This window comes from Buchnera aphidicola (Hyadaphis tataricae), from assembly GCF_005081445.1.
Lineage (GTDB): Bacteria > Pseudomonadota > Gammaproteobacteria > Enterobacterales > Enterobacteriaceae > Buchnera > Buchnera aphidicola_AE.
In genome coordinates, this window is record NZ_CP034873.1 from 307717 (window position 1) to 333483 (window position 25767).

A 25767-nucleotide genomic window follows, 5' to 3' on the forward strand; every position below is an offset into this window, starting at 1 on the left:
TTTTAGATGAAACATTGTCTTATTTTTTCTGTAATTAATCTAATAAATTTTGGGCTGCTAGTTAAATTTCCAGAATGACAATGATGATCTTCATGTCCTCCTGTAAAATCACTAATTAAGCAACCCGCTTCTCTTACTTGTAATTTTCCAGCTATAAAGTTACTGGGTTCTAAGTTGAAATCAAATAAACAATCTATTCTTCCTGCTGCCACATAAGCAGAATCGAGTACAGTAGACCCTGTTAATCTAAAAGAAACGCCAGATAAAATTAATTTTTTATATATTTGAAAATATGCAAAAGATTGATCATAAATGTAATTAGGCAGATTAACAGCAACTGTAGCATATTTTAAACTGGTAATATTAGTACATCTAGTTCTATATCCATTTAATTGAGAACCTTGCCCTTTAACAGCTGTGAATAAATCATTTCTTATAGGATCATAGATAACAGATATTTCTATCTTTTTTTTTACAATTACAGCTATAGAAATACAAAAATGTGGAAAGTTTTTAATAAAATTTTTTTTCCCGTCTAGTTCATTAACAATCCAAACTGTATTATTTTCATGTTGTTCTAATAAAATATTTTGACTTTTATTTAAGATAATATGATTAGGATAAGATTTATAAATAATTGCACTAATGGCAGTTTTTGTTTTATACATAATATTTTGTATAAAGATATTATTTTTTTCTCCATTTTCTTTTACAAACTTCTGTGTGTCATAATTTTGAATAATAATATTTCCTCCTCTTCTTACTGCACGAATAGCAATATTTAACATGGGATGCATTAAAATCTCCTAAATTTTACATTTTTTAAAATAATATCATAGTTTATTTATCTTTAATATTTTTAATCATGAAAATTTTTAATGTTAAAGATGTAATAAAAATCATTGATCATCAAAAAACATATTTTTTTTGAAAAAAAATAACACTGGATTAAAAACAATGCTTCCAATTTTTTAAAAAAAATGTGTTATATAAAATTTATTCAGGATTTGTATATGATAAATAATGAGAGTATATTAAATCGTTTAGATTCTAAAATCAATTTATTAAATTTGAATCGTCAAGAATTACATAGATTTTTAATCTCTTTAGGAGCTAAATCATTTTCTACACAACAAATAATGCATTGGATATACCATTATTATTGTAGTGATTTTAACAAGATGTTAAATATTAGTGCTAAAATAAGAAATCAATTACAAAAAAATTCTCGCATATTTGCACCAGAATTTACAGAAGAAAAAGTGTCGTTTGATGGCACTATAAAATGGATCACTGAAATAAACAAACAAAAAATAGAAACAGTGTATATTCCAGAACAAAAACGTTCAACACTTTGTGTTTCTTCTCAAATAGGCTGTCCTTTGAAATGTCATTTTTGCGCTACTGGTCAACAAGGTTTTAACAGAAATTTACAAGTTTTTGAAATTATCTCTCAAATTTGGCAAGCAAACAAACGATTACAAAAAAAAAATATCAATAATATTACTAATATAGTTTTTATGGGTATGGGTGAACCTCTGTTAAATCTAAAAAACGTTGTTTCTGCTTTAAATATTATATTAGATGAATTTGGCTTTGCTTTATCAAAACGAAAAATTACTTTATCTACGTCAGGAGTCGTTCCAGCTCTAGATAAGTTAAGATCGATGATTGACGTATCGTTAGCAATTTCTTTGCATGCATCAAATGATGTAATTCGAGATCTTATTATGCCAATTAACAAAAAATATAATATTCAGTCTATTTTAGATTCAACATTAAAATATTTTAGATCTTCTAAAGCTAATCGCGGAGGTGTCACCATAGAATACGTGATGCTAAATGGAATTAATGATGCAAATCAACATGCTGAACAATTAGCAGTGCTATTAAGAAAATTACCAAGCAAAATTAATCTAATTCCTTGGAATCCTTTTTTAGGTTCATCATTTGCATCTAGTAACATTAATAGAATCAACATTTTTGCAAATATTTTAAGAAGTAAGGGTTTTACTACAGTAATTAGAAAAAATAGAGGCAAAGACATTGATGCTGCATGTGGTCAGTTAACAGGAAATGTAAAAAATGACATTAAAAATGTAAAATATTCATAGAAAAAACAACAAAAATATTTGAATGATATACATATATTATATAGTATAAATTTTTTATTTTTCGTTTTACAAAATGCTTTATAGTTCAAAATAAACATTGAAAAAATATTCTATTGAAGTTTTTTTATTGAATATTTTTCATCTATATTTAATTTACAATAAAAATAACATGAACAAACTAAAAGTTTTTGATCGAAAAAAAACCAATCGTATTTATGTTGGACAGGTTCCTATTGGAAATAATGCACCCATTGCTATACAGTCAATGACTAATTCTAAAACAGAAGATTATTTAGCAACAATTAAACAGATTGCAGATTTAGAAAATGTAGGAGCAGATATTGTTCGCGTTTCTATACCTACTGTAGAAGCAGTAGAATCTTTTAAAAAAATTAAACAATCTGTTAAAATACCATTAATAGCAGATATACATTTTGATTATAGATTAGCCTTAAAATCGATAAAATATGGAGCAGATTGTTTACGAATAAATCCCGGTAACATTGGTAATAAAAAAAGAGTTTTAGCAATTGTTAATGCTGCAAAAATTAGCAATATACCAATTCGTATAGGCGTTAATTCAGGTTCTTTAGAAAAAGATATATTAAAAAAATACGGTACTCCTACTGCAGACGCTTTAGTCGAATCAGCGATGAACCACGTTGAATATTTCGATTTTTTAAACTTTTATAATTTTAAAATCAGTGTGAAAGCATCCAATATTTTTTTGGCTGTTGAAGCATATAAAAAATTGTCAAAAAAAACATCACAACCATTGCATATAGGAATAACAGAAGCAGGATCATTAAGAACTGGAACAATAAAATCTGCTATTGGATTGGCGCATTTACTCTTACATGGTATTGGAGATACAATACGTGTTTCACTAGCCGCGGATCCCATTGAGGAAGTGAAGGTCGCTTATGACATTTTAAAAATTTTAGGTTTGCGATCAAGAGGAATTAATTTTATTGCGTGTCCTACTTGTTCAAGACAAGAATTTGATGTAATCAATACCGTAAATACATTAGAAAAAAACTTAGAGGATATTTCAACTCCTATGGATGTATCTATTATTGGTTGTATTGTAAATGGAATAGGTGAAGCTAAGACATCTACATTAGGATTAACAGGAGGACATAAAAAAAGTGCAATTTATAAATATGGCATAAGAAAAAAAGAACAAATTAAAAATGTAGATATTATTAAAAAAATGGAAGAAAACATCCGAAAAACAGCAAAAGAATTAGATCGTTTAAAAAAAAATAATATTCAATCAACATAAAAGATACTTTTAAAGATAAGAGACAACAGTGAATATTAAATCAATTAGAGGTATGCATGATTATTTTCCAGAAGAATTAGCATTATGGAAACGTATAGAAAATATTTTAAAAGAAGTTTTGATGAGTTATTGTTATTTAGAAATTAGACTGCCATTGTTAGAAAAAACTGAGCTCTTTAAAAGAGCTATTGGCAACATTACTGATATTGTTGAAAAAGAAATGTATTCTTTTCAAGATAGAAAAGGTCACAGTTTAACATTACGCCCAGAAGGTACTGTAGGATGTATTCGTGCAATTATACAAAATTGTTTGTTAAAAAAGAAAAAACATCATAGATTTTGGTATTTAGGTCCCATGTTTCGATATGAAAGACCTCAAATGGGTAGATATCGTCAATTTTATCAACTTGGCGCTGAAGTTTTTGGGATAGATACTAAAGATATTGATTTAGAAATTATATTATTGACAAATCGTTTTTGGCAACGACTTGGAATTCATTCACATCTCACATTGGAAATTAATTCAATTGGATCCCAAACTGCTCGGGTTCAATATAAAACAGAATTAGTGTCTTTTCTTAAAAAACATGAATCTTTGCTAGACGAAGATTGTAAAAGAAGATTGTATACTAATCCGTTACGAATCTTAGATTCTAAAAATCAAGAAATTCAAAAAATACTAAAAGATGGACCACTATTAAAAAATTATATAGATTTTTCTGAAAATGTTGATTTTAAAAATTTATGCAATATGATTAGTTTTCATGGAATAAAATATAGATATAACCCAAAATTAGTAAGAGGATTAGATTATTATAATAACACTGTTTTTGAATGGAAAAGCAGTCAAATAGGAGCTCAAAATACTATTTGTGCAGGGGGTAGATATGATAATCTATTTCAAGAAATGGGAAGTCAAAAAACTTCTGGCATAGGATTTGCAATAGGAATGGAAAGATTAGTTTTGTTGATGAAATCATTGAATATTTTTTCTGATGTTATCAAAGAAGTAGATATTTATGTTATTTTTTTATCAGAAGAAAATAAAAATTATGCAGTTAAATTATCTGAAGAGATAAGAAATATATATCCAAAACTAAAAGTTTTTATTAATTTTTTTAATCAAAATATCAAAAAAAAAATAAAAAATGCTGTTATTAGTTCCGCAAGACTTGCTATTTTAATTGGTGATAATAACATGAAACAAAACCATGTTTTAGTTAAAGATTTAAAGAAAAGAACAGAACATTGTTTCGAAAAAGATGAGTTAATGATAAAAATCAATGATGTTTTTTATAGAAGAACATAAATATTATCGTTTTTATGTTTCTTTTACATATGTAATAAAAATTAACTTTTGGAAATATAATGTTAAATAAAAAAATGACGTTTTCAAAATATGATCCTGAACTATACAATATTATAGTACAAGAACAAATAAGACAAGAAAATCATATTGAATTAATTGCATCAGAAAATTATACAAGTGATTATGTTATGCAAGCGCAAGGATCTCAACTTACAAACAAATACGCAGAAGGTTATCCGGGAAAACGTTATTACGGTGGTTGTCAGTATGTAGATATTATCGAAGAATTAGCCATTTCTCGTGCAAAAAAATTATTTAACGCTGATTATGCTAATGTGCAACCTCATTCCGGTTCGCAAGCTAATTTTGCAGTTTATACAGCTTTAATTAAACCTGGAGACACAATATTAGGTATGGCATTATCGCATGGAGGTCATTTAACTCATGGTTCTCATGTGAATTTTTCTGGAAAAATGTATCATGTGATTTCTTACGGCGTTGATGATAATGGAAAAATTGATTATAAAGAATTATTACGTTTAGCTAAAAAATATAAACCAAAAATAATTATTGGTGGTTTTTCAGCATATTCTGGAATTTGTAAATGGAAAAAAATGCGTGAAATTGCTGATGAAATTAATGCATATTTTATTGTAGATATGGCGCATATTGCTGGATTGGTAGCAGCTGGAATTTATCCAAATCCAATAGATTATGCACATGTTGTAACCAGTACGACACATAAAACTTTAGCTGGTCCTCGTGGAGGATTAATATTATCTAGAAATGGTGATCATAATTTATATAAAAAATTGAATTTATCTGTATTTCCAGGATCTCAAGGAGGTCCATTAATGCATGTTATTGCAGCAAAAGCTGTTGCTTTCAAAGAAGCTTTGGAGCCAAATTTTAAAAAATATCAAATTAAAATAGTAAATAATGCTAAAAAAATGGTGCAAACTTTTTCTGAATTAGGATATAAAATCATTTCTGGAGAAACATCTAATCATCTTTTTTTAATTGATTTAAGCAATAAAAATATAACTGGAAAAGATGCTGAGATTGCTTTAAGTCAAGCTAATATAACTATTAACAAAAACACTATTCCTAATGATGTAAAAAGTCCTTTTATAACTTCAGGAATACGAATTGGAACAGCTGCAATCACTAGAAGAGGATTTGATGAAAAAGATGTTAAAGACATATCTATCTGGATATCTAGTATATTAAATGATATTCATGATACTAAGAACATTAGTAACATTAAACAACAGGTATTAGAATTATGTTCAAAGCATCCTGTTTATATTAAATAAAAAATCAAATATTATTTTATGAATAATAAATAATAAAAGTGATATTAAAACTTTTATATTAATATATGTATATTTTCTGTGTATTTAATCAGGTAATTGAATGTATATATTTTCTAAATTAATATGAGATTTTTTTGATATGTATGGAACTATGCCTAACAATGGAGATCGTAAATATTTTAATAAAGTTTGGATATAATATAGATTATATCTATCTTCAGGTACAACATTGTTAGCAATCCAACCCTTGCATTTTAATTTTTTAGAAAAAATTGCTTGTTCTGTTAAAATAGCATGGTTGATACAACCGAGTTTAATTCCTACTATTATGATTACTGTTAATCGTTCTTTTTGTACCCAATCTGCAAAAGTATTTTTATAAGATAAAGGAGTATACCAACCGCCTGCACCTTCTATTAAAATCCAATTGCTTTTATGCATCATATTTTTTAAACCCAAAGAAAGATCTTTTATATTAATGTTTTTATTACACATCTGACTTAAAATATGAGGAGGTGCATTTTCAAAAAATGTAATAGGATTAACTTCTGTATCACTGAGTATTACAGAACTGTTTTTTTTTAAAAAAAATGCATCCGTATTAATAACATGAGATGACATTTTTTGCAATCCAGAGGAAACAGGTTTATATCCAGCTGTTTTATATCCATATTGCGTAGCTTTTTTTAATAAAATAGTACTAACAAATGTTTTTCCAACATTAGTATCGGTTCCGGTGATAAAAAATTTTTTACTCATAAAATCTCTATTTTTAATAAATTATTTAAAAAATTTTTAATGCATCAAAATACATCATTTTTTATATGTTAAGCAATATAGTAATGCAGTAACTCAAATATAACTATTATTTTGTATAAAAATATATCAAATATAAATGTAATATTGAGTTACTCTTTAAATATAATAATTTTATTAATGGTAATATATCAATATTGTAATGGAAACTATAAAATAGTCAAAATAGTCCATTGATGATTACAATATTGAAGCATCATAATATTGATCTTTTTTAATTTTTAAAGGGTTTAATATAGCATGATTGTTATTTTTTTCTAATATTTTTTCTTGTTTATATTCTACATTTAAATTTAACTTTTTTAACAACTCTATATCATGTTGTTCTTCTGGATTGTTAGCAGTTAATAATTTACATCCATAAAAAATAGAATTCGCTCCAGCCATAAAACACATTGCTTGTGTTTGATCATTCATATTTTTTCGTCCTGCAGAAAGTCTAATATAAGATTGTGGCATCATAATGCGTGCGGTTGCAATAACACGAATGAAATCAAATGGTTCTATGTTTTGGTTTTTTTCCATAGGTGTTCCAGGAATTTTGACTAACATGTTAATCGGTACGCTTTCTGGATGAACAGGCAAGTTAGATAATTCCATTAACAATTCTATACGATCTTTTATGTCTTCTCCTAATCCGATAATACCTCCAGAACAAATTTTCATACCAGCTTTTCGAACAATATTTAAAGTATTTAATCTGTCTTGATAAGTTCTCGTAGTTACAACATTTTTATAAAATTTAGCAGAAGTGTCTAAATTATGATTATAAAAATCTAAACCTGCGTCTGATAATTTTTGTGCTTGTGAATTATTTAAAGAACCTAAAGTCATGCAAGTCTCCATACCCATAGCTTTAATCATTTTAATAATTTTTTCTAAATAAGGAATGTCTTTGTCTTTTGGATTTTTCCATGCAGCACCCATACAAAATCTAGTAGATCCTGAAGATTTTGCTTTTTTAGCTGCATTAAGAATGGTTTCTATTCCTAATAAAGCTTCTTTTTTTATACCTGTTTTATATCTAGAACTTTGAGGACAATATTTACAATCTTCTGGACAAGATCCAGTTTTAATTGAAAGCAAGGTACTTATTTGTATTGTATTCGGATTAAAATTTTTTCGATGTTTTTTTTGAGCTTGAAAAAAAAGATCAAAAAATGGTTGATTGAATAGTTTTTTTGTTTCTTCTAGAGTCCATGTTTTTTTCATATTTTCTCCAAAAAAAAATTATGATTTTATTTGATCAAAGAGTTATAATTAAATTATTGAATATGTTTTGATATGTAAATTATTATGATTCTATCTAACAAAAAATTCGATTATGAACATATTTGGCATCCTTATTCATCTATGATTAACCCAATTCCTTGTTATACCGTTGTTTCTGCTAAAGGGGTATACTTAAAACTCCATAATGGGAAAAAAGTGATAGATGGTATGTCTTCATGGTGGTCTGCAATACATGGTTATAATCATCCTATTTTGAACAAAGCCTTAAGAAAGCAGATCAAAAAAATGTCTCATGTGATGTTTGGAGGAATCACACACCCTTCTGCTATAGCTCTTTGTAAAGATTTAATTTTTTTGACACCAAAAAAATTAGATTGTATTTTTCTTTCAGATTCTGGTTCAATTGCCATTGAAGTCGCAATGAAAATGCTAATACAATATTGGCAAGCATTAGGCGAAAAAAGAAATAGTTTTTTAACTATTCGTCATGGTTATCATGGTGATACTTTTGCTGCAATGTCGATATCTGATCCTGAAAATTCTATGCATAAAATGTATAATACATTTTTGCCAAAAAACTTTTTTGCACAAAGCCCAGTTTCTTCCTTTCACGGAAAATGGAACGAAAATGATCTGGCATCTTTTATAGAAATAATAGAAAAAAAACAAACACAAATTGCTGGTGTTATAGTAGAGCCTATCGTACAAGGAGTAGGAGGAATGAGATTTTATCACCCTACATACTTAAAAAAAATAAAAATATTATGTGATCTTCATTCTATTCCTTTAATTTTTGACGAAATTGCTACTGGTTTTGGACGAACAGGAAAATTTTTTGCTTTTGAACATGCTGATGTTGTACCAGATATATTATGTTTAGGAAAAGCCATTACAGGCGGTACAATAACTTTAGCAGCAACTATATCTTCAAGAAATATTGCTAATACTATTAGCTCAAGTAAAGCAGGATGTTTTATGCATGGTCCAACTTATATGGGAAACCCACTAGCATGTGCTGTTGCTCAGGCTAATATTAAAATACTAAAAACAAATAATTGGAAAATTCAAGTTGCTAATATTGAACAACAATTGTTAAAAAATTTATTACCATTATTAAATCATCCTAACGTGATCGATGTAAGAATCTTAGGAGGTATTGGTGTAGTAGAATGCATTCGATCAATTAACATATCATTAATACAAAAATTTTTTATTAAAAACAAAATTTGGATTAGACCATTTAAAAACCTTATTTACCTTGTCCCTCCTTATATTATTAATTCTAAAGAATTAACACAACTAATTGATGTAGTAAAAGAATCTATGCATAATAATGCTTTTTTTATATAGCTTTAAAAAAAATAATAAAATATCTGTAATAATATTTTTTCTATATTTAATTTAATTGATGTGTCATGATCCAAACTGGTCTTGTTCCTGTATTATATGTTTTAATTTTGTTTAATTCTCCAGTAGTATTTTGTATGTCATATATAGTAAATGTATTAGATTTTTCTCCAGCAACAATCAAATATGAATTATTAACATCAATACAAAATGATCGCGGTTGTACCTCTGTTTGATAGCTTGTAAAAAATGTAATCTTATTGTTTTTATCAATATAAAATAATGAAATTGTATTGCAAAAACGATCGGAAGCATATAAGAAACGACCGCATGAAGTAATATGAACATCAGCAGACCAATAATTTTTTAACGCAGTTTTTGATCGATCGAAAATGTTGATGTTTTGTATTTTTTGTACATGTTTTTTATCATTGATGTTTTGTATGTTCCAGACATCTATAGTTCCATCTAATTCATTAATTGTATAAAAGAAATCTTGATTGGGATGTATCACAAGGTGACGAGGTCCTGAATTTGGTTTAGTTTTAATTGATATTTGTGCAGTATTTTTTAATATTCCAAATGTTGTTAAATCATATAGATAAATACAATCTTCTTTTAAAGACATAACAAATAATATATTATGTTTATAGCTCATTTTAGCAGCATGACAACCTTTTATGTTTTGAATAATTTGTATTGGTTTTTTTAATGTGCCATCTGTCTTTAAGGGAATAACCGTAATGCAATTACTATGATATGAACTACAAAATAAAAATTTTTTGTTTTTATCAAAAGAAATATGGTTAGGCGCTCCAGGAATAGAAATTTCATTTTGTTTTTCAAGAAATCCATTCGTTTTAATGAGATATGCAATAATTTTATTATCAGATCGAATTCCAGCGTATAAAATATTGTGATGTTTGATAATATTTATAGGTTGTACTTCACCATCAGTGAATGTTTTGTCAATTAAATTCATATTTCCATTATCAGACAAATCCCATGTTTCTATAGTTTTAATTGTCGAATTTGCAATATAAACTACCTGTTTCATATGATTCCTTTAATATTTGTAATAAAATTGTAATTTTTATTTAAATTAAACTATCTTTTCAAATTGTTTAAAAATTTTTTAATCCATTTAATACGTTTGTAATCGTCATCCAAATTGTAAAAACATTTTATTTTTTTTGAATTATCTATTTTCCAAAGATTTGGTTCTTCTTTAAAAATTCTTAATAAATATTCAGTATTGATAAGATTAATGTCACTAAATTCTATAATTCCTATTTTTTTATTAAATTTAATAGATTTAATTCCAATTTGATCTGCTATTATTCGAATCTTTGTAATCAATATTAAATTTTTAGCAAAATTAGGAAACTTGCCAAAATTTTTTATTAATTCACGTTCTATTTGTTCTATTTCCTGTTCATTTTTAGAATTAGAAAGTTTTTTATAAAACAATAGTCTTTCGTTCACATCAGAAATGTAACTATCTGGTAATAGCGCTGAAACATGTAATTCCACTTCTACTGAACTTTTTGAAAATTCCTCTATAGAAAAATTATCACCATGTTTTATTGCACTAACAGCATTTTTTAATAATCTCATGTACAAAGATAAACCGATATGTTTTATATGCCCACTTTGTTCTTTTCCTAATATTTCGCCTATACCTCTAATTTCAAGATCTTGATTAGATAAAGAAAAACCACCTCCAAAATTATCAATGGATGAAATTGCCTCTAGTCGTTTTTTAGCATCTGAAGTAATTTGATCAAAATTGTTAACAAGAAGTAAAGCATATGCTTGATTGTTAGATCTACCAATTCTACCCCTCAATTGATGTAGTTGAGATAATCCAAAGTGATCTGCATTTTCAATAATAATTGTATTAGCTCGAGCTACATCAATACCACTTTCAATAATAGTTGTACAAATTAATACATTAAATTCGTTATTATAAAACTGATTCATAACTTTTTTTAAATCAATATTATTCATTTTGCCATGACCGACTTTTATTCTAGCTTCAGGTATTAATTTTGACAGTCGATTTGCAATATTAATAATATTTTGAACCTTATTGTATATATAATACACTTGTCCATCTCTTAATATTTCACGTAATATTGTTTTTCTTACTAATATTGGATCATATTCTTCAATGAATGTTTTAATTGCTAACCGTTCAGCAGGCGGTTTTTCTATAATTGATAAATCTTTTATACCAATCATAGTCATATTTAAAGTGCGAGGTATAGGTGTAGCCGTCAAAGTAAGTATATCAATACTAGAATATTGTTTTTTAATAATTTCTTTGTGATTTACACCAAATCTATGTTCTTCATCAATAATTAATAAACCCAAATCATGCCATATGATATTTTTTAGTAAAAGTTTATGAGTTCCTATTAAAATATTAATCTTACCTGTTGTAATATTTTTGAAAATTAAGTTTTGTTGTTTTTGATTTTGAAACCTAGATAATATTGCTATATTACCAGTTGAATTTAAAAAACGTATTTTAAAATTATTATAATGTTGCTGTGCTAGTACAGTCGTCGGAACTAAAACGGCTACTTGTTTTTTATTTGATACAGATAAAAAAGCAGCTCGCATAGCAACCTCTGTTTTTCCAAATCCCACATCTCCACAAATTAAACGATCCATAGGAACAGAGTTACACATGTCTTTTAAAACAGCATCTATTACTTTATTTTGTTCTGGTGTAGTTTTAAAACTGCAATCTTTACAAAAACTTTCATATATTTTTTCATATTTTTTAAATGCAAAACCTTTTTTAGATTTTCTATGAGCATAAATATCTAATAATTGTGCTGCATGATCATATATAGTTTTATTTATTTTTTTTTTTGTTTTATACCAATTCTCGCCTAATTTATGCAATGGTGCATTTTCTATTGATGTAACATTGTACATTGAAATAAGATTAATATGCGCAATTGGTACATATAATTTATCCCCATCTGCATATGCAATAATTAAATATTCAGATTCAATGCTTGTAGTTTTTATCGTCGTCAGACCTTTATATCGTCCAATTCCATGTTCAATATGTATAATTGGATGATTGATGATTAATTGAGAAAAATCATCATTTTTAAAATTAATCATATTTTTTTTAGAAAATAGCAAAGTACTTATTGTTAATGATAGGTAACAAGTCTTCTGTGTAAATAAATAAAATATTGTTTTTGTCTATAAATACTCTTTTGTAATTCAGTTGTAATACGAAAAAAATTAGTAGAAATATAATTATTTTTATTAATTTTAAAAATTTTATTAACATATTTCAGATAAATTTTTTTTTAAAAAATTGCAGAGATTTTAAAAATTTTTTTGTTAACAAAAATCTTGTTTTTTAAATACGCATGAAAAAAAATATAATTATTTTTTTGATGTTTCATTATTATCTACATAATAAAAAAACATTATTAAATTTTTCCGATAAGCATCTATATTATGTTGATTGTATAAAAAATTTTTTATAGTCATTTTAATTGGAAGCATTTTATATAAAAAGTAACAATAATGTAATGCAGATTAATAATATTAATCTACAAAAAAAATCAATTTATTCAAATCGATAAATATTACAATACCAAGAAAATAATCATAATAAACATCAATAATTTTTTGCTTTATTTAAAATTAAAAAGTTTCTTATGAATATCATTAACCATTGTTTGTTGTTTACTTTGTGTTGTTTTTTTATGTAAATATGCAAAATATTGCACTAAAAATATAAATTATTAATAGTTCTGTAATAATAATGAAAATATAAAATTTAGTTCAATCAAATTTGATATTTTAATATTGAATTATATCAAAGAATTATATAATTGTTACTTCAACATCATATATGCAAAAAAAATAATATATTTTAAGCAATATGATTAATATTAACTCGTGTTTTAATAATATAACATTACAAACATCTTTTAATTTGAAGAAAATTATTTATGTATACACCGGTATATCTATTTATTGGTTTACGTTATTTATGGAATGCTCACTTACCAATATTTAAAAAATTTATAACTGTATTATCTATTATCGGTATTAGTATTAGTATAGCTTCTATTATTATAATAATATCCATTATCAATGGATTTGAAGAGCATTTTAAAAGACATATTTTATCTTTTATTCCGCATTTAATTATTACTAACGAACAACACTGTATTAATAAAATAAATTTTCCTAAAAAAATTCTTACACTACACAATGTGAAAAATGTTTCTGAATGTATCAATCACGAAGTTATCATAAAAAGTAAAAATAATTTCACTATGGGAGAACTCATTGGCATAGATAAACAAAATTATGATAATGTACAGAGCTACAAAATAAAACACTTATTTAATTTAATTAAACCTTATCAAAAAAATGTTGTTATTGGTATAAAATTAGCTAAAAAATTACATGTAAGTATTGGTGATACAATTCAATTATTTTTTTTAAAAAAGAAAAAAAATATTTTCAATACGCATTTTTTAAAAGAAAATAATTTTACAATTACAGCCTTTTTTTCTACTGACAGCGAAGCAGATTATTATCAAATTATTATGAATAAAGAAGATAGTTTACAGTTTTTAAAACTTCCTAATAATTATGTTACTGGTTGGCGTATATGGTTGAAAAATCCAATGTATTTCAATATTGATAATATTAAAAATTTAACAAAAAATTTTATCATATTAGACTGGAAATCACAAAAAGGAGAAGTATTTAAAGAAATGATCATTGAAAAATATATTATGTTTTTTTTGTTTTTTTTAATTTTTTTAGTATCAGTGTTAAATATATTTATTACTTTAACCATTCATACAATAGATAAACGAAACAACATTGCTATTTTAAAATCACAAGGATTATCGAATTGGAAAATCGTATTAGTTTTTGTTATACTAGGATCTAGTACAACTGTTATTGGAAGCGTACTGGGCACTATAACCAGTATTGTATTAATTATACAACATAATTTTTTAATATCTCTTATTCGATTATTTTTTGATGAAATAGATTTTTCTATATATTTAATTCCAAATCAAATTTTTTTTATAAACTTCATTTCTATATTTATTACAATATGTGCTACATTATACCCGTCTTTAAATGCCATTAAAATGAAACCAGCTAAGATTTTATCTTATGAATAATATTATACAATGTATAAAAATAAGTAAATTTTATCAAAATGGAGATGTATTTGTACCAGTTTTAAATAAAATATCATTTAAATTGAATAGAGGAACAATAGCAGCCATCATCGGTCATTCTGGTTCTGGAAAAACAACCTTATTACATTTAATAGCAGCTCTAGACAATCCTAGTTCTGGTAATATATTATTTAATGGAACATCAATACAGTCTATGTCATCGAATCAAATAGCACACTTTAGAAACCAAGATTTAGGATTGATTTATCAGTTTCATCATTTAATGTTAGATTTTAATGTATTAGAAAATGTTGCGATGCCATTATTAATCGGTAAAAAAAGAAAAAAAGAATCTGAAGAAATAGCTTATAATATGTTGAAAGAAGTGAATTTAGAACATAAACGATATAAATATCCATCAGAAATTTCTGGTGGTGAAAGACAACGCGTTGCTATAGCTCGTGCTTTTGTAAATAAACCCTTATTGATTATAGGGGATGAGCCTACTAATAATTTAGATCAATATAACGTCAGTGTCATTATTGATTTAATATTAAAATTTAATGAATATTATAATACTTCTTTTTTAATCGTCACACATGATATTCGTGTCATAAAACAAATACCTGTTATATTTAAAATGCACAACGGTCAATTATTTAATTATAAAAATGAATAAAAAGATGTATTTAATCAATTTTTTACCTTTTTTGATTACAAAAAAATTATATCTTAATCAAAAAAAAAATCATAAACTTTTGATAATTTCTATTTTTTCTAAATTAGGAATTTCTATTAGTGTATTCGCATTAATTATGAGTTTAAGTGCATTAAATGGTTTTTATACTTTATTAAATCAAACTATTTTTTCTAGTGTTCCGCAGGGGATTATTCAATTTACTGAACAATCTTGTTTGACATGGAAAGATGTAATTAAAAAAATAAAATTATTGCCAGATATAGTGTATGCAGAACCTTATCTTGTTTCTAATGGATTCATAACAAAAAAAAATATAATAAAAATGATTGAAATAAAAAGTTTCAAAAACATGAAGTATCTTAAAAAAACATTTCTTCAACACGAGAACTTAATGAATTCAAAAAAAAAAATAATATTATTATATCATCGAATTTGTCAAAAAATTTTTCTATTAAACAAGGCGATGAAGTTAGTTTAGTTTTTTTTGATAAAAATAGTTTTTCGGCTAATCCGAAAGTAGCAATGTTCTCTTTTAATGTCATAGAAATATTTGAATCAAATGGTATCTTAGATTCAAATATAGCATATGTTCCCTTTTTATTTTTTAATAAATTTATCAATAAAGAAAATATTATTAACAAAATTGAAATACAGATGCGTGATCCTTTCAAGGCTAATAATGTAATTCTTAATGCGGCAAAAAAAATCAATGTTCCTGTTTTTTTATATACTTGGATTAACGATTATCAATCGATAAATAATGATATTAAAAAAGTAAAAGCAATAATTTATTTATCTTTGTTTTTACTGATAACAATTTCATGTTTTAGTGTCACATCGATTTCATTAATGTATATATCTCAAAAAATAAGAGATATAGCAATACTACGTAGTATCGGTGCTAATAATTTTCTTATTCGCACAATTTTTTTGTATTATGGTTTGAGATCTATAATTATTTCTGCTGTGATTGGTTTGTTTTTAGGAGTATTAACAATTTTAAGTTTTCAAAAAATAATGTTCTTTTTCGATAAGTATTTAAAAAATAATATCTTATTTGAAAATTCATATTATAAAAGTTTATTTTTATTACAACTACATTTTTCAGACATTATTATTGTTTTTATTAGCACGTTTTTTATTGGTGTTATAACTAACTGGTATCCGGCATATTATGCTTCAAAACTTAATCCTAGTGATACGTTAAAACAGTATTAATAGTATCAAAAATGTAACATTAATAATGTATTTATTCTTGTTTTATTTTAGCAAAATGGTGAAAGATATGACTATTAAAGTCGGTATAAATGGATTCGGAAGAATTGGACGTGTAATTTTTAGACTTGCTCAGAAACGTAATAATATTGAAATTAAAGCTATTAATGATTTACTAAGTCCTGAATATATCGCTTATATGTTGAAATATGATTCCACTCATGGAGTGTTTAAACCAAATATTGAAGTAAATCAGGATAATATCATAGTTAACGGAAAAAAAATCCGTGTTACTGCTATCAAGGATCCTGAAAAATTACAATGGCATAATGCATCTGTTGACGTTGTAATCGAATCAACTGGTCTTTTTTTAACAAAAGATACAGCTTACAAACATATTTTATCAGGAGCAAAAAAAGTAGTTATTACAGGTCCTTCAAAAGATAATATTCCAATGTTTGTAAGAGGAGCTAATTTTCATCAATATCAAGGAGAAAATATTGTTTCTAATGCCTCTTGTACTACTAATTGTTTAGCGCCGTTATCTAAAGTTATTGATAACAAATTTGGTATTATTGAAGGTTTAATGACAACAGTACACGCTAGTACAGCTACTCAAAAAATTGTAGATGGAGCATCTAATAAAGATTGGCGAGGCGGCCGAGGAGGACTTCAAAATATTATACCATCTTCTACTGGCGCTGCTGTTGCAGTAGGAAAGGTGCTGCCAAACTTAAATGGAAAATTAACAGGTATAGCCTTTCGAGTTCCGATATCTAACATATCTGTTGTAGATTTGACAGTGCGATATAAAAAAGCAGCTACTTATGATGAAATATGCGAAACTATCAAAAAAGCTTCTAAAAATGAAATGAAGGGTATTTTAGGATACACTGAAGATGAAGTAGTTTCTACAGATTTTAATGGTGAAGAATTAACTTCGATTTTTGATGCAAAAGCAGGTTTATCTTTAAATAAAAATTTTGCTAAATTAGTATCTTGGTATGATAATGAAACAGGGTATTCTAGTAAAGTTCTTGACTTAGTTGAGTTAGTATCTAAAGCATAAGACAAAAAATTAAATTATATTTTAAAAAAATTTTTCTGCTATATTGTAGTATATAAAAATTTTTTATTTAAAATATATAAATATATAGCAGTATTAAGTTAAATACTCAATACTGCTGTAACATAAATATATTATATTCTTTTTATAAACAGTTTTTTATTTTTTATTGTCGAGCCATTCGAATTAAACATGGAGAAAAAACAGTATTTGTACGCCAAGGGTTAATATCAATTCCACCTCGACGTGTATATCTTGCATATACAGTTAATTTTTTAGGTTGGCAAGTTTTTTCGATGTCATTAAAAATTTTTTCAACACATTCTTCATGAAATCCATTATAAGAACGAAATGAAATTAAATACAACAATAATCCAGCATGATCAATTGCTGTTCCAGAGTATATAATCTGTATAGAAGCCCAATCAGGTTGTTGAGTTTTTGGGCAGTTACTCTTAAAAAGATGACTATATAAAGATTCGTGTATTATTTTTTTAGAAGATTTCAGAAGAAATAATGGATTATATGTATAAGATGTCACTTCAATATTTTGATCATCTATACAATGACCCCAAAAATCTGATATTTTTTGATTTTTTATTTCATTTAAATTAAATAATCGTATGGATACTTTACCATCAACACATTTCGTCAAATCTAATGTTATGACCTGAATCATATGTATTTCATTATCAAATTGAACTTGATTAAAACTATTCATATAAAGCTTTAAACTTTTCGACTCAATAATATTTTCACTGGTAATATTAATTTCTATTTGAGCAATAGCAATCTGGGGTAATCCATTTTTATTAAGCCAAGATAGTTCATATAATGTCCAAACATCTTTGCCAATAAATGGAAGATGCATATTATTTAATAAAATAATATCACGATTTTTTTTTCTAGGTATGCTTTGTAATAAGCTAAAATGATCTATTTTAACAATCATATATTTTCTTATAAGATGTCGTTTAAAGAAACAAAAAATTTATATAAATTATTATACTAGAATAGTATTAACGATCTTGAAAATACGGAAGAATTGTATTTAACCATTTTGAAATCCTTGGTTTTGTATTTTCACTTTGTCTATCTTCGTCTAAAACTAACCCTACAAAATAATCTTTATTTAATAAAGCTTTAGAATTTTCAAAACAATATTCTTTTACAGACCATTTTCCAATAATTTTTGCTTTATTTTTTTTAATTACATTATATATAATACCTAATGCATCACAAAAGTATTCTCCATAATCTTCTTGATCTCCACAACCAAATAATGCTACTGTTTTATTTAAAAAATCAATTTTTTTTAAAGTAGGTAAAAAATCATCCCAATCACATTGAACTTCTCCATAATACCAAGTAGGCACACCAAATATTAAAAAATCAAATTTTTCTATATCTTTTTGAGTACTATTGCTAATATCATGTAATATAGCAATATTTTCACCGATAAATTTTTGAATATGTTTTGCAATTTTTTCTGTATTTCCAGTATCGCTTCCAAAAAAGATACCTATTTTTCTCATCTTAAATACCTATAATAAAATATATTAGAAATATAAATAATATCTTAAAACATATCTTTTTGTATATTATCAAATAATAATTTTTTATTTAGAACCTAATTAATAGCGAAAATATAAAATCAATATTAATTTTTTAATGTTTAATAATCTATAATTCAAGTGAATAATTTTTTAAATAAAAACATTTTTATTAATTTTTTTAATATATGTTATATTAGTTAAGTTTTTCAATATAAAATGTATTCATTATAAAGTGAGTTACTTCTATTTTAAATGTATTTTCTTTTTACACACAAATAAAAATATTATGCAAAAAAATTTGATTTGGTTTCGTAATGACCTTAGATTGTATGATAATACAGCGTTGTATGAAGCATGTAAATTAAAAGAAGCAAAAGTCATATCACTATATATCGCTACTCCTAAACAATGGAAAAATCATTGTGTGTCTTCAAAAAAAATATCTTTTATACATCATCATTTGCATTCTTTAAGGGAATCGTTATTTCACTTAAATATTATTTTACATTATTATGAATCAACTGATTTTGCGCATTCAATAAAATATTTAATTAATTTTTGCAAAAACCAAAAAATCAACAATCTTTTTTATAATTATGAATATGAAATTAATGAACGTCATCGCGATTTTTTAATAAAAAAAGATCTTTCTCAAATAGGTATATCAGTACATGGTTTTCACGATCGTCTTTTAGTGTCGCCTAAATATATAAAAAATCAAAATAACGAAGCATATAAGGTATATTCTTTTTTTAAAAAAAAAATAATATCGCATTTATTGACACAACCACCTCAATGTTTTCCAACTCCTATTGCAAGAACACTTCAAAAAAATTGTTTTTTAAATCATATTAATTTTGATCATACATCTTTTCAATTTAATCAACATATCTTTCCAATTGGGGAAAATAAAGCAATAGATCGCTTAAAATATTTTTTAATGCACAAATATGACGATTATTCATCAAAAAGAAATTTTCCTTTTTTAGATAACACTAGTATTTTATCTCCATATTTATCTTTAGGAATAATATCATCGCGTACTTGTCTCATGACATTATTAAACATAAAAAAAGATCTTGCATTCAATACAATTTTATATTCTTGTTGGTTTAACCAAATATTATGGCGTGAATTTTATTATCATTTATTAATTGGTTATCCCTATATTTGCAAAAATCAATCGCTGTCTATATGGGAAAAAAACATTGTTTGGAATAAGAATATAGATCATTTTAACGCTTGGAAATCTGGAAATACAGGATATCCTATTGTAGATGCTGGAATGAGACAGTTAAATGAGTTAGGTTGGATGCACAATAGATTAAGAATGATTACAGCAAGTTTTTTAGTAAAAAATCTTTTCATTAACTGGAGAAAAGGAGAGAAATATTTTATATCTCGTTTAATTGACGGAGATTTCGCATTAAACAATGGAGGATGGCAATGGTCGGCATCAATTGGCACCGATTCTACACCGTATATAAGATTCTTAAATCCATATCTACAATCGAAAAATTTTGATAAATCAGGTCATTTTATAAAACAGTTTATTCCTGCATTAAAAATAATACCAACACATGAAATTCATACACCACACATATGGTCTCAAAAAAACAATTACAAGATCAATTATCCTAAACCCATCGTAAACTTTAAAGAAAGCAAAAAAAAATCGTTATTAATATTTTATAAAGCTCGACTGAATAACAAAAAAAAATAGGTTTTAAAATTCATGAACAATTTTCTTTTAGAAAGCATCATTAATAAAAAATTACTCTCTGATCAATATGAAGATATAGTTCCGAATGGATTACAAATTGAAGGAAAAAAAACAGTAAAAAAAATTATTACTGGTGTTACAGCATGTCAAAAATTATTAGATCAATCATTGTCTTGTAATGCTGACGCAATAATAGTGCATCATGGTTATTTTTGGAAAAATGAATCAAAATACATACATAACATGCAAAAAAACAGATTAAAAACTATTCTTTCAAATAATATCAATTTGTATAGTTGGCATTTACCTTTAGATGTTCATCCTGATTTAGGCAACAATGCACAAATTGCTAAAAAATTAAATATTTGCGTTAAAGGTAATATTTTACCGTGTGTTTTTTGGGGAACTATAGAAAATAACATCACTGGTTTTGAATTTTCAAAAAAAATAGAAAGAATCTACAAAAAACGTCCAATACATTTTTACGAAAATGCTTCTCATTATATTAATCGTATCGCTTGGTGTAGTGGAAAAGGTCAAAGTTTTATTAAAAAGGCTTATCAGTTCGGAATAGATACGTTTTTAACAGGTGAAATTTCCGAAGAAACAATGCATATTTCTAGAGAATTAGGTATGCATTTTTTTGCTTTAGGACATCATGATACTGAAAAAGATGGTATCAAATCTTTAGGAAAATGGTTATGTAAAAAATATGATCTTGATATAACTTTTATTAATATTTGCAATCCTGCATAATCATTGTAAAAACTTCAAAAAACATTAATGAAAAAACACATTATATTTTTTAAATTATAGTTATTTACTATAATATTTTATACTACAATCTCGTTAAAAAGAAAATCATGAATAAAAATAAAATAGAATATTGGTTGAATTCTTCTTGGTTATCTGGAGCTAATCAAAACTATATAGAATATATCTATGAAAAATTTTTAATAAATCCAGATTCCATTGATGCCACTTGGCATGATGAATTAATAAGAATATCTAAAATCGGAGAAAATGTTAATTATCCTCATATAGATAATAAAAAAAGATCTACCTTATTAAACGAAAAAATAACAGATATGATTCATGCATTTCGTCTTGAAGGTCATAAAAATGCTTTAATCAATCCATTGCGAGAAAAAAGAAAAACATTATTTTTCAATTTAAGGCATGAATTTTATAATCTAACACAACAAGAATCAAAAAAAACAATTGCAATAAATTTTAAAAATCAATCTAATTATAAAACGAATTTTTTAGATTTGCACAATATTTTATTAAAAACATACTCCGGATCTATTGGTTTTGAATACATGCATATGGATAATGTTTTAGAAAAAACATCAATTACACAATATATTGAATCTTTTTTTAATAAAGATTACTTGACAAAAAAAGAAAAAATTCATGTTTTAAAAAAACTTACTTATGCTGAAACGTTAGAAAAATATCTTGGAAAAAAATTCCCTGGTGCTAAAAGATTCTCTTTAGAAGGAGCGGAAGCATTAATACCAATATTACATGAAGTGATAACATTTTCTAAAAAAAACAATATTTCTGAAATTATTTTAGGAATGGCTCATAGAGGTAGATTAAATGTTTTAGTTAATGTTTTAAACAAAAACCCTCAAATATTATTTGATGAATTTTCCAATATTAATATTTGTCATAAAAATAGTGGAGATGTTAAATATCACATGGGTGGTGTTGCAAAAATAAAACATACAAGTAATCTTATATTTAAGATGGCATGTAATCCGTCTCATTTAGAAATAATAAATCCAGTGATTTCAGGAATGGCAAGGTCAACTATTGATAAATCAAAAGTATTTGATAATCAAATTTTACCGATGAATATTCATGGAGATGCTTCTATAATTGGTCAAGGTGTCGTTCAAGAAACGTTAAACATGTCTCAAACAGACGGTTATACTGTTGGTGGTACCGTTCACATAGTTATAAACAACCAAATAGGATTTACTGCTTCTAATCCAAAAACTCTTCGTTCCAGTCAACATTGTACTGATATAGCTAAAATGATTCAAGCTCCAATATTCCATGTTAATGCAGATGATGTAGAAGCTGCAATTTTTACAATTCGATTAGCCTTAAATTTTAGAAAAAAATTTAAAAAAGATGTATTTATCGATTTGGTGTGTTATCGACGTCATGGTCATAATGAAGTCGATGATCCTTCTGTTACACAACCTATAATGTATAAAAAAATCAATCATCATCCTACTGTTAGAGAAATTTATTCTAAATCATTAATTGCTAAAAATATAATTGCATTTACAAAAACAGAAGAAATGATTAATGATTATACTTATAAATTAAAAACAGGAAAAAACGTTTTTTTAAAAGATAGTAATATTGAATTTCAATATGAAAATGATAAAATTATTTTAAAAGATGGTCAAACCAAAAAAAGACCCATTATTTTTTCTCATTTAAAAAAATTATCTTATTTAATCAACCAGATTCCTAAGTTCTTAAACATTCATCCAAGAGTGAAAAAAATTTACAAACAACGCTTAGAAATGTCACAAGAATTACGCTTGTTTGATTGGGGGGCAGCTGAAACATTAGCTTATGCTGTACTGTTGAATGAAGGTATTTCTTGTCGTGTTTCTGGAGAAGATGTCAGTAGGGGTACTTTTTTTCATCGTCATGCTGTTATTCATGATCAAATTAATGGATCTATCTATGTTCCCTTGAATCACATTCAAAAAAAACAAGGAAAATTTTTTATTTGGGATTCTGTGTTGTCAGAAGAAGCTGTTTTAGCTTTTGAATACGGTTATTCTTTATTTGCACCTAGAACTTTAACCGTTTGGGAAGCGCAGTTTGGTGATTTTGTGAATGGAGCTCAAATTGTTATTGATCAATTTATTTGTTCTGGAGAACAAAAATGGAATCAACAATCTAATTTAGTTCTTTTTTTGCCACATGGTTATGAAGGACAAGGTCCTGAACATTCGTCTGCTAGAATTGAAAGGTTTCTTCAACTTTCTGCAGAAGAAAATGTAAAAATATGTATGCCTACTGTATCATCACAGATCTTTCATCTTCTACAAAAACAAATTTTTCATTGCAGAAATAAACCATTAATCATATTTACACCCAAATCTCTTTTAAGACATCCTATGTCTAGTTGTACTTTAACCGATTTGACCAATGGTCAGTTTAATAAAGTGATAGATGAAACCGATCATATTATTGATAATGCAACACGACTTGTTTTTTGCACAGGTAAAATTTATTACGAGTTGCTAATAAAACGTCGTGCACATCATATAAAAAATGTGATTTTGATACGTATTGAACAGTTGTATCCTTTCCCTAAAAAAGAAATCTTAGAAATATTAAAAAAATATTGTTTTATAATAGATTTTGTATGGTGTCAAGAAGAACCTTATAATCAGGGTGCATGGATTTATATTAGAGAACATTTACAATGTTTGTTGCCAGTCAATATTTCATTAAATTATATTGGTCGTTTATCTTCAGCATCTCCTGCAGTAGGTCATATTTCCATTCATAAAAAACAACATGAAAAAATATTGAATGATACATTAAATATTCATTAAAAAGGATGAAAAATGCAAAAAATAAATGTTGTAGTTCCAGAACTTCCAGAATCAATCAGTGATGCAACAGTTATCAAATGGTATAAAAAAATAGGAGATATGGTCAATACTGATGATAACATAATTGATATTGAAACAGATAAAGTAATGTTAGAAATTTCATCACCATGTCATGGTATTCTGCAATCTATTTTAAAAAAAGAAGGTGATACAGTTATATCTCAAGAAATTCTTGGAACAATAGAAAAAATAAATGTATCACAAGAAAAACAATTGAAAAAAATTATTTTAGAGAAAAAAGATGATATAGAAAATATACAAAAAACTTCAACTTTAAAAAAAAATACTTCAAATAATCTGTTTACAAAAAAAAATAAACACCTCTCACCGTCCTTAAGACGATTAACAAAAATTCATCATAAAAATAATATTATTACCAAAAATATTCAAAAAGAGAATCTCATACAGATTGCACATCATACAGAAGAAATTATTCACCACGCACCACAGGAAAGTACGTCAACACAAAATAGAGTAAGAATGAGTCGATTAAGACAAACAATTTCTGAGAGATTATTACATAGCAAAAACAATACAGCTATGTTAACAACATTTAATGAAGTCAATATGAGTTCAATTATCAGTTTACGAAAAAAATATGGTGCTATTTTTGAAAAAAAACATGGCATCCGTATTGGTTTTATGCCATTTTTTGTAAAAGCAGTTGTTCAAGGTTTAAAAAAATTTCCAGAAATTAATGCCTCAATAGATCAAAAAGATATTGTTTACTATAAAACGTTTGATATTAGTATAGCGATCTCAACACCAAGAGGTTTGATAACACCAGTATTAAATAACGCCGATACAATGAACATGGTAGAAATAGAAAAAAAAATACAAGAATTTTCTGTTAAAGCGTTAGAAAATAAAATTAGTATAAAAGAATTAACAGGCGGTAATTTTACCATTACTAATGGCGGTGTATTCGGTTCATTAATGTCCACTCCTATAATCAATCCACCTCAATCAGCTATATTAGGTATGCATCTTATTCAAGATAGAGCAATAGTTGTTAACGGAAAAATTCAAATCTCTCCAATGATGTATCTAGCATTATCTTACGATCATCGATTAATAGATGGCAAAGAATCAATTGGTTTTTTAGTAACTATAAAAAAAATATTAGAAGACTTTCATCGTTTATTGCTTAATATATAATATTTTTTTAAAAAAAGAATTAATTATCTCGAATTTAGAAGAATATTAAAAAATATCTTTTACATGAAAATGTTATAA

At 25.8% G+C, this 25767-nt stretch carries 21 protein-coding genes; 14 read left to right on the forward strand and 7 right to left on the reverse strand.

All coding sequences use genetic code 11. The features are described 5' to 3' along the window. Nucleotides 1–2 precede the first annotated feature (2 nt). Nucleotides 3–797 carry an inositol monophosphatase family protein gene (locus D9V69_RS01410; RefSeq protein ID WP_158356556.1) on the reverse strand — a complete coding sequence of 265 codons (795 nt, stop codon included), beginning with the start codon at nucleotides 795–797 and terminating at the stop codon, nucleotides 3–5. A 216-nt stretch (nucleotides 798–1013) separates the two neighbouring features. On the opposite strand from D9V69_RS01410, the gene rlmN reads away from it, so the two are divergent. From rlmN to glyA, 4 genes are all read left to right on the forward strand, one after another. After that, nucleotides 1014–2114: a 23S rRNA (adenine(2503)-C(2))-methyltransferase RlmN gene (gene rlmN, locus D9V69_RS01415; protein WP_158356557.1), complete on the forward strand. Its 1101-nt coding sequence runs from the start codon at nucleotides 1014–1016 to the stop codon at nucleotides 2112–2114. 169 nt (nucleotides 2115–2283) lie between these two features. Further along, nucleotides 2284–3399: a flavodoxin-dependent (E)-4-hydroxy-3-methylbut-2-enyl-diphosphate synthase gene (gene ispG / locus D9V69_RS01420; RefSeq protein WP_158356558.1), complete on the forward strand. Its 1116-nt coding sequence runs from the start codon at nucleotides 2284–2286 to the stop codon at nucleotides 3397–3399. Between the two features lie 52 nt (nucleotides 3400–3451). After that, nucleotides 3452–4708: a histidine--tRNA ligase gene (gene hisS, locus D9V69_RS01425; protein WP_158356852.1), complete on the forward strand. Its 1257-nt coding sequence runs from the start codon at nucleotides 3452–3454 to the stop codon at nucleotides 4706–4708. A 59-nt stretch (nucleotides 4709–4767) separates the two neighbouring features. Continuing rightward, a complete protein-coding gene (glyA, locus tag D9V69_RS01430; protein ID WP_158356559.1) occupies nucleotides 4768–6024 on the forward strand; it encodes a serine hydroxymethyltransferase in 1257 nt (418 codons plus the stop codon). 84 nt (nucleotides 6025–6108) lie between these two features. Here the strand turns inward: glyA and bioD are convergent, their stop codons facing one another. Both bioD and bioB read right to left on the reverse strand, forming a co-directional pair. Beyond that, nucleotides 6109–6783 carry a dethiobiotin synthase gene (gene bioD / locus D9V69_RS01435; protein ID WP_158356560.1) on the reverse strand — a complete coding sequence of 225 codons (675 nt, stop codon included), beginning with the start codon at nucleotides 6781–6783 and terminating at the stop codon, nucleotides 6109–6111. 237 nt (nucleotides 6784–7020) lie between these two features. After that, complete coding sequence (gene bioB / locus D9V69_RS01440) at nucleotides 7021–8052, reverse strand: biotin synthase BioB (protein WP_158356561.1); 1032 nt, start codon at nucleotides 8050–8052, stop codon at nucleotides 7021–7023. An 84-nt stretch (nucleotides 8053–8136) separates the two neighbouring features. On the opposite strand from bioB, the gene bioA reads away from it, so the two are divergent. Next, a complete protein-coding gene (gene bioA, locus D9V69_RS01445; RefSeq protein ID WP_158356562.1) occupies nucleotides 8137–9423 on the forward strand; it encodes an adenosylmethionine--8-amino-7-oxononanoate transaminase in 1287 nt (428 codons plus the stop codon). 46 nt (nucleotides 9424–9469) lie between these two features. Here the strand turns inward: bioA and pgl are convergent, their stop codons facing one another. Together pgl and mfd are read right to left on the reverse strand one after the other, a co-directional pair. Beyond that, nucleotides 9470–10477: a 6-phosphogluconolactonase gene (pgl, locus tag D9V69_RS01450; protein ID WP_158356563.1), complete on the reverse strand. Its 1008-nt coding sequence runs from the start codon at nucleotides 10475–10477 to the stop codon at nucleotides 9470–9472. Nucleotides 10478–10527: 50 nt separating this feature from the next. Continuing rightward, entirely contained in the window at nucleotides 10528–12564 is a 2037-nt protein-coding gene (gene mfd, locus D9V69_RS01455) for a transcription-repair coupling factor (RefSeq protein ID WP_158356564.1), read from the reverse strand. Between the two features lie 848 nt (nucleotides 12565–13412). Here mfd and D9V69_RS01460 point away from each other — a divergent pair. The 5 genes from D9V69_RS01460 to gap all read left to right on the forward strand — a co-directional run bounded on the left by D9V69_RS01460 (nucleotide 13413) and on the right by gap (nucleotide 17596). After that, nucleotides 13413–14612: an FtsX-like permease family protein gene (locus D9V69_RS01460; RefSeq protein WP_158356565.1), complete on the forward strand. Its 1200-nt coding sequence runs from the start codon at nucleotides 13413–13415 to the stop codon at nucleotides 14610–14612. Further along, nucleotides 14605–15291, forward strand: a complete 687-nt coding sequence (gene lolD / locus D9V69_RS01465; RefSeq protein ID WP_158356566.1) for a lipoprotein-releasing ABC transporter ATP-binding protein LolD — start codon at nucleotides 14605–14607, stop codon at nucleotides 15289–15291. The genes D9V69_RS01460 and lolD overlap by 8 nt, the downstream gene beginning before the upstream one ends. Nucleotides 15292–15295: 4 nt before the next feature. Beyond that, entirely contained in the window at nucleotides 15296–15790 is a 495-nt protein-coding gene (locus D9V69_RS03125; protein WP_261979612.1) for a hypothetical protein, read from the forward strand. Further along, nucleotides 15745–16530, forward strand: coding sequence for an FtsX-like permease family protein (locus tag D9V69_RS03130; RefSeq protein ID WP_261979613.1), 786 nt, complete (start codon nucleotides 15745–15747; stop codon nucleotides 16528–16530). The genes D9V69_RS03125 and D9V69_RS03130 overlap by 46 nt, the downstream gene beginning before the upstream one ends. Nucleotides 16531–16597: 67 nt before the next feature. After that, nucleotides 16598–17596, forward strand: a complete 999-nt coding sequence (gene gap, locus D9V69_RS01475) for a type I glyceraldehyde-3-phosphate dehydrogenase (RefSeq protein ID WP_187308310.1) — start codon at nucleotides 16598–16600, stop codon at nucleotides 17594–17596. A 163-nt stretch (nucleotides 17597–17759) separates the two neighbouring features. Here gap and queF read toward each other — a convergent pair whose 3' ends face one another. Together queF and fldA are read right to left on the reverse strand one after the other, a co-directional pair. Next, the gene (queF, locus tag D9V69_RS01480) at nucleotides 17760–18545 is read right to left on the reverse strand and encodes an NADPH-dependent 7-cyano-7-deazaguanine reductase QueF (RefSeq protein ID WP_158356567.1); all 786 of its coding nucleotides are present in this window, start codon (nucleotides 18543–18545) and stop codon (nucleotides 17760–17762) included. Between the two features lie 67 nt (nucleotides 18546–18612). Further along, nucleotides 18613–19128, reverse strand: coding sequence for a flavodoxin FldA (fldA, locus tag D9V69_RS01485; protein ID WP_158356568.1), 516 nt, complete (start codon nucleotides 19126–19128; stop codon nucleotides 18613–18615). Between the two features lie 307 nt (nucleotides 19129–19435). Between fldA and phrB the strand changes: the two genes are divergently transcribed. From phrB to sucB, 4 genes are all read left to right on the forward strand, one after another. Further along, on the forward strand, nucleotides 19436–20872 hold the full coding sequence (phrB, locus tag D9V69_RS01490; protein WP_158356569.1) for a deoxyribodipyrimidine photo-lyase: 1437 nt from the start codon (nucleotides 19436–19438) through the stop codon (nucleotides 20870–20872). Between the two features lie 12 nt (nucleotides 20873–20884). Then, the gene (locus D9V69_RS01495; RefSeq protein ID WP_158356570.1) at nucleotides 20885–21628 is read left to right on the forward strand and encodes a Nif3-like dinuclear metal center hexameric protein; all 744 of its coding nucleotides are present in this window, start codon (nucleotides 20885–20887) and stop codon (nucleotides 21626–21628) included. A gap of 107 nt (nucleotides 21629–21735) precedes the next feature. Beyond that, nucleotides 21736–24471 carry a 2-oxoglutarate dehydrogenase E1 component gene (locus D9V69_RS01500; protein ID WP_158356571.1) on the forward strand — a complete coding sequence of 912 codons (2736 nt, stop codon included), beginning with the start codon at nucleotides 21736–21738 and terminating at the stop codon, nucleotides 24469–24471. 12 nt (nucleotides 24472–24483) lie between these two features. Further along, nucleotides 24484–25689, forward strand: a complete 1206-nt coding sequence (gene sucB, locus D9V69_RS01505; RefSeq protein WP_158356572.1) for a dihydrolipoyllysine-residue succinyltransferase — start codon at nucleotides 24484–24486, stop codon at nucleotides 25687–25689. The last annotated feature ends 78 nt before the right edge of the window (nucleotides 25690–25767 follow it).